Source organism: Collimonas sp. (genome assembly GCF_044339385.1).
In the GTDB taxonomy this organism is placed as follows: domain Bacteria; phylum Pseudomonadota; class Gammaproteobacteria; order Burkholderiales; family Burkholderiaceae_D; genus Collimonas.
In genome coordinates this window covers 1-13290 of sequence record NZ_JBIIVN010000061.1, presented here as the reverse complement: position 1 = coordinate 13290, position 13290 = coordinate 1, and the positions used below count along the sequence as shown (strand labels likewise).

The following is a 13290-nucleotide window of genomic DNA, read 5'->3' as shown; positions in this document are numbered from 1 at the left end:
CTAACATTTCCATGGTGATCACCTTATATCTCCTGCCTAAAAATTAGACAGGGCAAGTAGAACACCTGGGTCAATTTTGAATCAGCACTATGCCCTTTGCTGGGTCAATTTTCGGTCAGCCGTAACAGGACAAAGGGCTTTCCTGCTGCCGGACCGGCGGATGGCACGATTGCCGGCGGTGGGCTGGCGCAGTTTACTGAATTGAATGCGCAGACTTCGACGCGTTGGAAGAGGAGTGATGTAGCGTCCGGCCAAAACAAGTTTGTCTGGTACTTTACGGCCGGCCACCAGACTCAGGATTGGCGCTATTACCTGACCAGGCAGGGTTGGCATCAGGGCGAACCATTGAGCCGCTCGGCATTCGATGCGCAGCCTTTCTGTATTGCCAACGGCGGCTTCAGGCCGTCTAGCGGCACCCGCGTGACCCATACTTGCGATATCCCGATAAATCGCAGCGGCTATCACGTCATCCTCGCCACCTGGGATATTGCCGATACTGGCAATGCTTTTTATCAGGTTATTGATGTCAATATCCGGTCCGACGCCGCCGTCAATTCCCTCAAGGTGCAGATCAATCCTTTCTCCGCGGTTCAGCCAAAGCAGCAACGATCATCGGCTTGCCATGATTCGGCAGCGCACGGCTGTGCGCTGCCGCCGGAGATGTCACGCAAAAATATAAAGGGGAGAAATGAAGCCTGGATTTTCACTACAATCGCCAACGCTCGCTCTTTAGCGTTTGTGTGTGACTTGACTTGACGTGTAGTGAATGTGCAGTGAAACTTGCGGAGAGCTAGACCCCGAAAAGGGTCTAGTCTATGGTATATGGTGCCCACGGAGGGACTCGAACCCCCCCCACACCTTGCGGCACATGGACCTGAACCATGCGCGTCTACCAATTCCGCCACGTGGGCTTGTTGAGAGAGCGAGACTATAGGCGATTAAAAAAATATGTCAACCGGCATGCTGCAGTAAAGAGGCGGAGATAACGCTATAGGTAATATATAAAGTTGCTTGGTTAGGAAAAAGTCATAATCCTCCGTTACACTAAGAGCCTTGTTGAATAACAATCTGTTGAAAATAGCCTCTTGAGCCAATATTCCTACACAATCCCCAGCCGAGAGGAAATTCTCGGCCTTCTGCGGACCTCGACCGAACCGCAAAACGTTGCCGCTCTCGCTGCTGCACTCAATGTCAAGCCCGATGAAATGGATGGGTTGACGCGCCGTCTCAATGCTATGGAGCGTGATGGCCAGATCAAGCCGGATCGCGGCGGCATCTACAAATTGACCAATTCGCCTGCTTTTATCGAAGGCCGTGTCAGCAGCCATCGTGACGGTTTTGGCTTCTTGATTCCTGATGCTGGCGGCGATGACGTGTTTCTGCCAGAAAAGGAAATGCAGAAAGTGCTGCATGGCGACCGGGTTCAGGCGCGTATTGCCGGCACCGACCGCCGCGGGCGCCCCGAGGGCACGATTGTCGAGGTGGTGGCACGCGCCAATACCCATGTGATCGGCCGTTTGCTCAATGAAAACGGGGTCTGGGTGATTGCGCCCGAAGACAAGCGTATCGGCCAGGATATCATCCTCGCAGGTTCGCCGGGCAAGGCCAAGACTGGGCAGGTGGTGAGTGTTGAGCTGACCGAACAGCCTTCGCGCTACAGTCAACCGGTCGGCAAGATCGTCGAGATCCTGGGCGATATTGACGATCCTGGAATGGAAATTGAAATCGCGGTACGCAAGTACGGTGTGCCGCACGAATTTTCCGAAGCTGCCAAAAAAATGGCAGCCAAGCTGCCGGGTGAAGTACGTGCTGCCGACCTGGCTGACCGTGTCGATTTGCGCGATGTGCCCCTGGTTACCATCGACGGCGAAGACGCACGCGATTTCGACGATGCCGTGTATTGCGAGCCGGTAAAAATTGGTCGTGCCAACGGTTATCGTCTGATTGTCGCCATTGCCGACGTCAGTCACTACGTCAAGCCCAACGACGCGCTCGATGTGGATGCGCTGGAACGCAGTACTTCGGTGTATTTTCCGCGCCGGGTGATCCCGATGCTGCCGGAAAAACTCTCTAACGGGTTGTGTTCGCTTAACCCCGATGTCGATCGTCTGACGCTGGTGTGCGATGCCGTAATCACTACAAAAGGTGAGATCAAGGCTTATCAATTCTATCCGGCAGTGATTCACTCCGCCACCCGCCTGACGTACACGGAGGTTGCGGCGATTCTGGGTAATGCCAAAGGGCCGGAAGCGGCCAAACGTCCGGGTCTGGTGCCGCATCTGCTGCATCTGTATGAAGTGTTTCATGCGTTGTTGCAGGCGCGCCAGGCACGTGGCGCGATTGATTTCGAAACCACCGAAACCTACATCGTCTGCAATGCTGCCGGCAAGATCGAGAAAATTCTACCGCGCACCCGCAACGATGCCCACAAGCTCATTGAGGAATGCATGTTGGCGGCCAACGTTTGCGCCGCTGACTTGATGGAGCGCCATAAACATCCCGGCCTGTTCCGTATCCACGCTCATCCGACCAAAGAAAAGCTCGCGGTCTTGCGTACCTTTCTCAAGCAGGTCGGATTGACGCTGGCTGGCGGCGATACACCGTCCGCCTCCGACTACGCCGAACTGATGCCAAAAATCAAAGCGCGTCCTGACGCGTTGCTGTTGCAAACCATGCTGCTGCGCTCGATGCAGCAAGCGGCCTACAGCCCTGAGAACATCGGTCACTTCGGCTTGTCGTATGAATCCTATGCGCATTTCACCAGCCCGATCCGCCGCTATCCGGATTTACTCACGCACCGCACCATCAAGGCGATCCTCCAGGGCAAGCGCTACGATCCGAAGGAACTCGATACCAGTGCGTTGAACACCATGCTGTCGCCCGCCGGTCGCAAGAAGCAGGCCGAAGATAAAGCAGCCGGCAAGAAAAAGAACGAAGGCAGCCTGGCCATCTGGGAAGCGCTCGGCGTGCACTGCTCGGCCAATGAGCGGCGCGCGGATGAAGCGTCGCGCGATGTCGAAGCATGGCTCAAGTGCTATTTCATACGCGACAAGTTGGGCGAGGAGTTCACCGGCGTGATTTCCGGTGTTGCTACTTTCGGTATTTTTGTTCAGCTAGACGCTCTCTACATCGAAGGCCTGGTGCATGTGACGGAACTTGGTGCCGACTACTTCCAGTACGACGAGGCACGTCATGAGTTGCGCGGTGAGCGCACCGGCATCCGCTATCAATTGACCGACCGCGTCACGGTGCAGGTTAGCCGTGTCGATCTCGATGCACGCAAGATTGATCTGCGTCTGGTCAATGAGCCGGGCATCAAGACCGTCCTCAAAAACGAGGCGCGTCGGGCTGATAGCGAACAGGGCCGCGGAGCAAAAATCAAGGCCGGCACCAAGTCCGGTGCGAAAACTGCGTCACCTAAAAAAACTTCGCAGGTCACCACTGCTGCCAAGACGACTGGTGCCGCTGGCGTTGGTAGCAAGCTGACCCAGGCCAAGAAGGCCAAGGCTGGCAAGGCCGTGAAGACGCCTGCAAGTACAGAAAAATCGCGTGCGCCAAAGGCCTTCGCGAAGTCGAGCAAGCGTAAAAGATCGTAAAAAATTAGCAGATAGTTAGTAGAGAGTTAGCAGATAGAGTCAGGTAGATAGAAGAATATGAAAAGTAAAATGATTTTCGGTTTTCACGCCGTCACCGCGCGTATTCGTCATGAAGCGTCGTCGGTCGATGAGATATATGTGGATGCCAGCCGCGTTGATCGTCGCATGCAGGATTTGCTGCACGCAGCGAAAGCCGCGGGTGTACGTGTGATTCCTGTAGATGACCAGCGTTTGTCGAATATCGTCGGCACGCGTCGCCATCAAGGTGTTGTCGCCAAAGCCGGAGAGTTATCGCTGGCGCGTAATCTCGATGAGCTGCTGGACGCAATTGTCGGTCCGCCGCTGCTGTTGATCCTTGATGGCATCACAGATCCGCACAATCTGGGGGCTTGCCTGCGGGTTGCCGACGGCGCGGGCGCGCATGCGGTGATCGCTCCAAAAGATCGTGCGGTGGGCCTCAACGCTACCGCGGCCAAAGTTGCTAGTGGTGCCGCTGAAACCGTGCCTTACATTACCGTGACCAATCTGGCGCGTACTCTGCGCGAATTGAAAGAGCGGGAGATTTGGCTCATCGGCACTGATGAGGATGGTGAAAAAGGCCTGTACGAGGCTGATTTTTCGACCCCGGCGGCGATTGTCATGGGCTCCGAAGGCGAGGGCATGCGCCGCTTGACGCGCGAAACTTGCGATGTACTGGTGAACGTGCCGATGTTCGGTTCTGTCGAGAGTCTGAACGTCTCGGTCGCCTCTGGTGTTTGTCTGTACGAAGCCCGGCGCCAGCGCATGGTTAAGGGTTGTTGACCCTGCCTGGCAGCAACGTCCGCAATAATACGCCGCCAGACAGCGCTGCATCAGCGGCCTGAGTTTCGGGCAATCCCGATCCGTTTTCAGCCCATTTTTGGCCCGCTTCCGGCCTTTCGCATTAAAGACGGCAGGCGTAATTTGGAATACCATTACGCCTTCGTATTCAATTGACACCCCTATGTTCAGCCGCATTCGTGAAGACATTGCCAACATCATGGCGCGCGATCCCGCCGCTCGCACCGAGTGGGAAGTGCTGACCTGTTACCCCGGATTACATGCGATCATCTTGCATCGCTGGGCGCACCATTGCTGGCACAACGGCTGCAAATGGCTTGGCCGTTTTATTTCGCATATCGCCCGTACCTTGACTGGAATTGAAATCCATCCAGGCGCCACTATCGGCCGTCGCGTTTTCATCGACCATGGTTTTGGCGTAGTGATTGGCGAGACCGCTGAAGTCGGCGACGATTGCACCATTTATCAAGGCGTCACGCTCGGCGGTACGTCGCTGAACAAAGGCGCCAAACGCCATCCGACATTAGCCCGCGGCGCCATCATCGGCGCCGGTGCCAAGGTGTTGGGCGGCTTCACGGTCGGTGAGGGGGCCAAGGTCGGGTCCAATGCGGTGGTGGTGAAAGCGGTGCCGCCCGGAGCGACCGCGGTCGGTAATCCGGCGCGGATAGTGTTAAAGGATAGCAATAGCAGCAAGGATGAGTCTGCCGCGCGCATGTTTGCTGCCTACGGCGTCACTCCCAACGGGGACGATCCGTTGTCCAAAGCATTGCATGGCTTGATCGACAATGCGGCGATGCAGGAGCATCAGATCGCCCGCATCATCGCGGTGTTGGATAAATCCGGCATTGCTTGCGATGGTTTGCCTGAATTGGAAAAATTTAATCCAGATCAACTGAACAAGTTGGTCGAGTAGCGTCGCGTGTAAGGAGAGAACGCAATGAGTCAAGACGTGAGTGTTATTCCCGCAGGAGAGAATACTGGTATTGATCCGTTAGTCAATCCGTTACTCGACCCCTTTCTCGATCCGTTTGAAATCCGCGCGCTTGCCGTGCTGGCGGAGAAAGAAGCGCTGACGCCGGATAGTTATCCGCTATCCCTGAACGCCTTGGTCAATGGCTGCAACCAATTGTCGAGCCGCGACCCGGTGATGTCGATTGCCGAGCCGACAGTGCTCGATATTTTGCAGCGCCTGATGCAGCGTAAGCTGGTGGTCGCAGTCAACCAGGCTGGTGCCCGGGTGCCCAAGTACGAGCACCGGATGCGGGTCAAATGGCTTTTGGAGCAAGACAAGCTGGCAGTATTGACCACGCTGATGCTACGCGGCATCCAGACCGCCGGCGAGTTGCGTAGCCGCTGCGGTCGTCTGCATGAGTTTGCCACAGTAGCTGAGGTGGAGGTGGCGCTGCAGTTTCTAATCGGTAAATATCCGCCGTTGGTGGCGCGTCTGACCAAGGCTCCCGGCACCAAAGAGCCGCGCTATGCACATTTGCTGGCTGGCGAGGAAGTCTTGGAGCAGCAGGCGATAGCCGACGCCATGTCAGGTAGTGCTGCAGTGTTGAGGGCAGGCAGCCAGGATCGGATTGCCCAGCTAGACCCGGTCTGGCGTTTATTTCAATCGATCAGTTCCTGGCCGTCAAATCCAAACCGCCTAATCGCGCCGTCGGCGTCAATGGCGATCCAGCCTCCGCGCTGGGTTCTAACGTCGTATTCCCAGTCTGGCAGTACATAACGAATCCTGGCAGTATCGTCGTTGCCGCTCTTGTGGCGCGCGGGACGATGGGTATGGCCGTGGATCAGAATATTAGTGGCAGTCTTATCGAATAGTGCATTGACGGCCGCACCGTTGACGTCCATGATTTCCATCGACTTGTGACGCTGCTCTTCCTGGCTTTCTTTGCGCACGCCAGCGATGATGGGTTTGCGCTGCGCCAGTGGCAGCGCTAGAAATTGCTGCTGCCATTGCGGCTGACGTACTTGCTGGCGGAATTGCATGTAGGCCAGATCATCGGTGCATTGGGCATCGCCATGCGCAAGCGCTATGCGTCTTCCTGCCACATTGATCACTGATGGGTCGGGCAGCAAGGTCAGGCCTGCCGCCAGAGCAAACGTATCGCCAACGAGAAAGTCGCGGTTGCCGGCAATCCAGAATACCTGGACGCCGGCGTCGCTGACTTGCCGGATCGCTTCAGCAATCTGGCGGTTGTATGGCGTTTCCAGATCGTCGTCGCCAGCCCAGTACTCAAACAGATCCCCCAGCAAATAGAGCTGCTGGGCACGTGTGGCCTGGCCCTGTAAAAAATCCAGGAAGGCCTGAGTCGTACGCGGATGCGTCGCCTGCAAATGCAGGTCGGAGATGAAGAGCGCAACCACGGGCGGCGGCGCTGGCATGGTCGGGATTGTTGCTGTCATTGGGTGGCGATAAGCGATATGGCAATGATTACGCGACGACTTATTAAGCGACGACTTCCGCTTTTTCAATCACGACGTCATCTACCGGCACATCGGCAAACATGCCGGTGCGTGTGATCTTGACGCCTTCGATCTTGTCGACAATGTCTTGACCTTCGATCACTTTGCCGAATACGCAGTAGCCCCAGCCGTCCTGACCTGGGTAGTCGAGGAAGCTGTTGTTCTTGACGTTGATAAAAAACTGGGCGGATGCCGAATGCGGTGCCGAAGTGCGCGCCATGGCCAATGTGTACGGCTCGTTCTTGAGGCCGTTCTTGGCTTCATTTTCGACCGGGTCGTTGGTTGGTTTTTGCTTCATGCCAGGTTCGAAGCCGCCGCCCTGGACCATGAAGCCGGGAATCACGCGGTGAAAAATCGTGCCGTTGTAATGACCCGCGTTGACATAGGAGAGGAAATTTTCTACTGTCTTCGGCGCTTTTTCAGCGTCCAGTTCGATTTTGATGTTGCCGTGGTTTGTGGTGAGGATGACAGCCATGAGATTTCCTATCTTTGGTTTAAATGATTGATTAATTTAATGGGTTATTTGTTGTGAATAATATTTAGTTGAGCAAGGTAGCCGATTCGATGATGACAGGTGTGGTGGGTACATCCTGATAGGCGGTTTTGACTTTCTTGATTTTGTCGACCACGTCGGTGCCCTTGATTACCTTGCCGAATACTGCATAACCCCAGCCGTCACGGCCGGGATAGTTGAGGAATTCATTGTCGTTGACGTTGATAAAGAACTGCGCGCCGGCCGATTGCGGATCCGCTGTGCGTGCCATGGCGACGCTGTAAGGTGTGTTCTTCAAGCCGTTCCTGGCCTCGTTCTCAACCTTGTTAGGGGCGGGCTTCTCGATCATTTCCTTGGTCATGCCACCGCCCTGGATCATGAAGCCATCGATCACCCGATGGAAAATCGTACCGTTATAATGCCCGCTTTTGACGTAGCCGAGGAAATTCTTGACAGTCTTTGGGGCCTTTTCCGAGTTGAGTTCGAGGACGATATCGCCCATGTTCGTTTTTAACAGAACATGCGGCAGACCGGCTGCGCTGACCAGCATCGGGCTAGCTGTAAGGGTTGCAGCAGTGACTATCGAAACAAAGGCGGATGTGAACTTGCGGCGCGACAAACGCAGAGATGCTGGCATAAAATTCCTTCGATTAAGTGATGCGATTTCGCATTTGAGCAGTGATATTGAGCAGTGATATACTGCGGCGAAAAACAACATTTTATCAAACTAAGCACGACAAAAGAGTTTTGGCGACCTTGTTGCACCAATATTGCGCAACCGAAAATAATACGAGCGCGTGGATGTGTAGAGTAGCGTGAAATACTTCTGCGCCTTAACCGGTAACTTCCCATGAGCGACCTGAAAATATATAACACGCTGGCGCGTAAGAAGCAGCTGTTTTCTCCGATCGAACCTGGCAAGGTCCGCATGTACGTATGCGGCATGACTGTGTATGACTATTGCCATCTTGGTCACGGCCGTGTGATGGTGGTGTTCGACATGGTGCGGCGCTGGCTGCGACAGTCCGGTTTTGATGTCACCTACGTCCGTAATATTACGGATATTGACGACAAAATCATTAGGCGGGCGGTGGAAAACGGCGAGACGATTTCGCAACTTACTAACCGTTTCATCCAGGCGATGGATGACGATGCGGCGGCGCTCGGTGTGCAACGGCCCGATCATGAGCCGCGCGCCACTGCGTTCGTGCCGCAGATGCTGTCCCTCATCAAGAAGCTGGAAGCCAACGGCCTTGCCTACCAGGGCAGTGATGGCGATGTGAATTATTCAGTGCGCGATTTTGCCGGTTACGGCAAGTTGTCCGGCAAGTCGCTCGGCGATTTGCGCCCCGGTGAACGCGTCGACGTTAACACCGGCAAGCGCGATCCGCTCGACTTTGTTTTATGGAAAGCCGCCAAGCAAAGTGAGCCGGACGAAGTAAAGTGGGCGTCGCAGTGGGGGGCGGGGCGGCCTGGTTGGCACATTGAATGTTCGGCCATGGCTGGCGAACTGCTGGGTGAACGGTTCGATATTCATGGCGGTGGTCAGGATCTGCAGTTTCCACATCATGAAAACGAAATAGCGCAGTCAGAGGGTGCGCATGGGCACCAGTTCGTCAACTACTGGATGCACAACGGTTTTATCCGTATCGATAATGAAAAAATGTCTAAGTCGCTCGGCAATTTTTTCACGATTCGCGAAGTCTTGAAGAAATACGACCCCGAGGTAGTGCGCTTCTTTATTCTGCGTGCACATTACTGTAGCCCATTGAATTACGCCGACACCAATCTTGATGACGCTAGAAACGCGTTGACCCGCTTGTACACGGCCTTGAAGGAGGTGCCTGCCGACCAATTGCCGCTGGATTGGCAAGAGGCGCATGCACAGCGTGTTGGCGGGGCGATGAACGACGATTTCAACACGCCGATGGCGATTTCGGCATTGTTCGATTTAGCCAATGAAGTCAATAAGGACAAATCGCCGGCTTCGGCGCGTCAGTTGAAGGGGTTGGCCGGAGTGCTGGGTTTGTTGCAGCGCGTACCAGAAGATTTTCTCAAGGGCCGGGCGCTGGCCGGCGCCGATATTGTTGTAAATGGGATTGCGGAAGCGGCGTTGTCGGAGCAAGATATCCAGCTCAAAATCCAAGCGCGTCAAGCGGCAAAAGCAGCCCGCGATTTTGCCGCTGCCGACCGGATTCGCAATGAATTGTTAGCCGTCGGCATCCTGCTTGAAGACAGGCCGGGCGGTCAAACCGAATGGCGAAGGGCATAACCGTATGCTAAAAACGATAGCTGTCGACTCCAGGGTTTTTGTGCCTGCGTATTGGGAGGGTGCCAAGGTAGAGTTGATGAAGCGTGACCGTATCATGCGCAAGTTGATTCCACAGTTTGGCGATCTGCACCTGATTGGTCGCGGCGAAGCGTTTACCACGCTGGCACGCTCCGTGGTCGGCCAGCAGATTTCGGTCAAGGCGGGTGAATCTGTATGGCAAAAATTTCTGTTAATCTGTCCAAAATCGACACCTGCGCAAGTGCTCAAAGCCGGCCCGGAGCAATTGGCAGCATGTGGTTTGTCCAAGCGCAAAGCAGAATATATTCTCGATCTGGCAGACCATTTCAAGACAAAACGCGTCCACGCCGATCAATGGATCGAGATGGACGATGAGGAAGTTATTGCGGATCTGACCCAGATTCGCGGCATCGGACGCTGGACAGTGGAGATGTTTTTGATATTTAATTTGCTCCGACCCAATATTTTGCCTTTGGATGACCTTGGCTTGCTCAAGGGGATTAGCGTCAACTATTTTTCCGGGGAACCGGTTTCTCGCAGTGATGCGCGCGAAGTGTCAGCCAACTGGGAGCCGTGGCGCACGGTGGCAACCTGGTATCTGTGGCGCAGCCTGGATCCGGTGCCTGTAGAATATTGAATCAAGACTGATGAATTGAAAGCGGGTGGTTCGTCGCGCGGCGACAACGGTTAAACTCCGCCCCGCAATGCATTAGCTGGCCGGTAACGGCGGCGTAATCAAAGGAAATAACATGAGCAAAACAACATTTCTCGGCTTCGAACAATCGATTGCCGAGCTGGATGCCAAAATCGAAGAACTGCGTTTCGTCCAGGACGATTCAGCGGTCGATATTTCGGAAGAAATCGACCGTCTGTCGAAAAAAAGCCAGCAACTGACCAAGGACATCTACGCAAAACTGACGCCTTGGCAGGTTTCCCAGATTTCCCGTCATCCGCAACGTCCATACACGATGGACTATGTGAATGAAATATTTACCGATTTCCATGAGCTCCACGGCGACCGTACTTATGCTGACGACCAGTCGATCGTCGGCGGCCTGGCACGTTTCAATGGTCAGGCTTGTATGGTCATCGGCCACCAAAAGGGGCGCGACACCAAGGAGCGCGCGCTGCGCAACTTCGGTATGCCGAAGCCTGAAGGCTATCGCAAGGCGTTGCGGCTGATGAAGGTTGCCGAAAAATTCGGCTTGCCGATTTTTACCTTTGTCGACACCCCAGGTGCATTTCCAGGCATCGATGCTGAAGAGCGCGGGCAATCGGAAGCGATCGGCCACAATCTGTACGCGATGGCAGAACTGAAAGTGCCACTGATCGCCACCATCATCGGTGAAGGCGGCTCCGGCGGCGCGCTGGCGATTGCCGTGGGCGATGCTGTGCTGATGCTGCAATATGCGACTTATTCGGTGATTTCGCCGGAAGGTTGCGCCTCAATTTTGTGGAAAACTGCCGAACGTGCCGCCGATGCCGCCGATGCGTTGGGTCTGACCGCGCATCGTTTGAAAGCGGTTGGTCTGATCGACAAGATCGTCACCGAACCATTGGGCGGCGCGCATCGCGATCCAAAGCAGATGGCTTCGTTGCTAAAGCGCGCCTTGGTCGATACGCTGCGCCAGTTCCAGGGTGTCAAGACCAAGGATTTGTTGGCAGCACGCCATGAAAAATTGATGAGCTACGGCAAATTCAAGGAAGTACTGGCAACGGAGTAATGTGTCGATAAGCGTGTCAAAAAATATCCAGGCAACAAGCATCCCCGAGTACTTCGAAACTGTGCTGGCAAAGGTTGTAGCGCAGGCGGCTCCGGTTCAATCAGGCCTCTCGCGCTTGGCAGTTGCCTATAGCGGTGGGTTAGATTCCACCGTCCTGCTGCATGTGGCCGCGCGCTACGCCGCAGCGCGCGGCATTACGCTATTTGCTTTCCACGTACATCACGGCATCAGCGCCAATGCCGACAACTGGCTGGCGCATTGCACCGAGCAAGCGGCTGCGCGCGGCGTGGTGTTCGATAGCCGTCGGGTGGCGTTGCGCGACAGCGACAAAAATGGCGTCGAAGAGGCTGCTCGTATCGCCCGCTACGCAGCGCTAGGCGCAATGTGCCTGGAGCATCAAGTACCATTACTGCTCACCGCACATCATCTCGACGACCAGGCTGAAACCGTGCTGCTGCAATTGTTGCGTGGTTCTGGTGCGGCAGGTTTGTCCGGCATGGACACCTGGAATGCTGCGCCAGATTTGCTCGGCCATGCCGATCTGTTGATGGCGCGGCCGTTGTTAAAGATGTCGCGCGCGGCGCTGGAGCGGTATGCCGTCGAAGAGAAGCTTGACTGCGTTGACGACGAGTCGAATCACGATCCGCACTACGCCCGCAATGCCTTGCGTCAGCAAGTGATGCCGCTGCTCGCGCAATATTTCGCCGGCTTTCAGGAGCGCTTTTCGCGCAGTGCCGGACATATGCAGTCAACCCAGCGCTTGCTGGTGGAGCTGGCGGCGCAAGACTTGGCGGTTTGTGCCGACGGCGACTGCATCGATCTCGAGCCCTTACGCAGGTTAAGCGGCGAGCGCATCGATAATCTGCTCCGCTATTGGTTTGGGCTGCATGGATTGCGCATGCCCTCCAGCGCCTGGCTGAGCGAAATGCGGCAGCAGTTGCTGGCAGCGAAGGCCGATGCGCAATTGTGCGTGACGCATCCCGATTGCCATATCCGTCGTCACAGGAATCGCGTGTTTCTGACGCCGTGCGACGACATCGATCGTTCCGAAGTCATGCCGCGGGCTTTTCGTTGGAGCGGTGAAACTGAACTACGTTTTGCCGAATTCGGCGGTGTCTTGCATTTCGAGCCGGCGGAGCAGGGTGTTGATGCTGGCTGGTTGCGCCAGCAATCGTTGCAAATTCAATATCGTTCGGGTGGCGAGCGTATTAAACTTGCCTTCAACCGGCCGACAAAAAGCCTCAAACATCATTATCAGGCGTTCGATATTCCGGCCTGGGAGCGCGAATCTCTGCCGTTGGTCGGCAGCGGCAAGCAGATTCTGTTCGCCACTGGCATCGGTTTCGATTGCCATAGCCTTGCCACCGGCCCCGGGCCCCATATCGGCTTGCGTTGGCAAGCCGATCCGTTGCTACTGAGGAAGCGTGTCGTTGGTTAATTTGTTATCCACGCAATATGCGCAATTGGCTTTGTAACCTACTTGTTATAAGGGGCTGATGGGGGTACATTTAAGGGTTATTTTTATTTTAACCCCGCACTGCGTCCACTCCACTTATCACTCCCTATGGCTTTATTCGTTCACAAATACGGCGGCACTTCGATGGGCTCGACCGAGCGCATCAAAAATGTCGCCAAGCGCGTCGCCAAGTGGCATGACGCTGGCCACCAAATTGTCGTGGTACCTTCCGCGATGTCCGGTGAAACCAACCGCTTATTGGGCTTGGCTAAGGAAATTAGCGCTCAGCCCGACCCGCGTGAAATTGACATGCTGGCATCTACCGGCGAACAGGTTTCAGTAGCATTGCTGGCAATGGCATTGCAAGCGATCGGTAAGCCGGCGGTTTCGTATGCTGGCTGGCAGGTTCCAATTACGACCGACTCGGCCCATACCAAAGCACG

General features: G+C 55.3%; 12 protein-coding genes, 1 tRNA gene and 1 pseudogene. 10 read left to right on the top strand and 4 right to left on the bottom strand.

All coding sequences use genetic code 11. From position 1 onward, the window contains the following. The first annotated feature begins 96 nt into the window (after window positions 1–96). Window positions 97–756: a lytic polysaccharide monooxygenase gene (locus ACIQ0R_RS06380; RefSeq protein ID WP_395825129.1), complete on the top strand. Its 660-nt coding sequence runs from the start codon at window positions 97–99 to the stop codon at window positions 754–756. A gap of 67 nt (window positions 757–823) precedes the next feature. On the opposite strand, the gene ACIQ0R_RS06375 is transcribed toward ACIQ0R_RS06380, so the two are convergent. Then, window positions 824–911 (bottom strand) — tRNA-Leu (locus ACIQ0R_RS06375). Between the two features lie 174 nt (window positions 912–1085). Here ACIQ0R_RS06375 and rnr point away from each other — a divergent pair. From rnr to ACIQ0R_RS06355, 4 genes are all read left to right on the top strand, one after another. After that, window positions 1086–3596 (top strand): ribonuclease R, encoded by a 2511-nt coding sequence (rnr, locus tag ACIQ0R_RS06370; protein ID WP_395825125.1) that lies wholly within the window; start codon window positions 1086–1088, stop codon window positions 3594–3596. Window positions 3597–3653: 57 nt separating this feature from the next. Next, complete coding sequence (rlmB, locus tag ACIQ0R_RS06365; protein ID WP_395825122.1) at window positions 3654–4397, top strand: 23S rRNA (guanosine(2251)-2'-O)-methyltransferase RlmB; 744 nt, start codon at window positions 3654–3656, stop codon at window positions 4395–4397. Window positions 4398–4578: 181 nt separating this feature from the next. Next, window positions 4579–5328, top strand: a complete 750-nt coding sequence (cysE, locus tag ACIQ0R_RS06360) for a serine O-acetyltransferase (RefSeq protein WP_395825119.1) — start codon at window positions 4579–4581, stop codon at window positions 5326–5328. 24 nt (window positions 5329–5352) lie between these two features. Further along, entirely contained in the window at window positions 5353–6144 is a 792-nt protein-coding gene (locus tag ACIQ0R_RS06355) for a YceH family protein (protein ID WP_395825116.1), read from the top strand. Here the strand turns inward: ACIQ0R_RS06355 and ACIQ0R_RS06350 are convergent. The 3 genes from ACIQ0R_RS06350 to ACIQ0R_RS06340 form a co-directional block, all read right to left on the bottom strand. Further along, window positions 6027–6824, bottom strand: a complete 798-nt coding sequence (locus ACIQ0R_RS06350; protein ID WP_395825113.1) for a UDP-2,3-diacylglucosamine diphosphatase — start codon at window positions 6822–6824, stop codon at window positions 6027–6029. The genes ACIQ0R_RS06355 and ACIQ0R_RS06350 overlap by 118 nt on opposite strands. A 43-nt stretch (window positions 6825–6867) precedes the next feature. Next, complete coding sequence (locus ACIQ0R_RS06345) at window positions 6868–7359, bottom strand: peptidylprolyl isomerase (protein WP_395825110.1); 492 nt, start codon at window positions 7357–7359, stop codon at window positions 6868–6870. Window positions 7360–7423: 64 nt separating this feature from the next. Further along, window positions 7424–8014 carry a peptidylprolyl isomerase gene (locus tag ACIQ0R_RS06340; protein ID WP_395825107.1) on the bottom strand — a complete coding sequence of 197 codons (591 nt, stop codon included), beginning with the start codon at window positions 8012–8014 and terminating at the stop codon, window positions 7424–7426. Window positions 8015–8227: 213 nt separating this feature from the next. On the opposite strand from ACIQ0R_RS06340, the gene cysS reads away from it, so the two are divergent. The 5 genes and pseudogenes from cysS to ACIQ0R_RS06315 all read left to right on the top strand — a co-directional run. After that, entirely contained in the window at window positions 8228–9649 is a 1422-nt protein-coding gene (gene cysS, locus ACIQ0R_RS06335) for a cysteine--tRNA ligase (RefSeq protein ID WP_395825104.1), read from the top strand. Between the two features lie 4 nt (window positions 9650–9653). Further along, on the top strand, window positions 9654–10304 hold the full coding sequence (locus ACIQ0R_RS06330) for a DNA-3-methyladenine glycosylase family protein (RefSeq protein WP_395825100.1): 651 nt from the start codon (window positions 9654–9656) through the stop codon (window positions 10302–10304). A gap of 112 nt (window positions 10305–10416) precedes the next feature. Continuing rightward, complete coding sequence (locus tag ACIQ0R_RS06325; protein ID WP_395825097.1) at window positions 10417–11391, top strand: acetyl-CoA carboxylase carboxyltransferase subunit alpha; 975 nt, start codon at window positions 10417–10419, stop codon at window positions 11389–11391. Between the two features lie 13 nt (window positions 11392–11404). Next, window positions 11405–12829, top strand: coding sequence for a tRNA lysidine(34) synthetase TilS (gene tilS / locus ACIQ0R_RS06320; RefSeq protein WP_395825095.1), 1425 nt, complete (start codon window positions 11405–11407; stop codon window positions 12827–12829). 126 nt (window positions 12830–12955) lie between these two features. Beyond that, window positions 12956–13290 (top strand): annotated as a pseudogene (locus ACIQ0R_RS06315) (aspartate kinase); the annotation flags it as partial.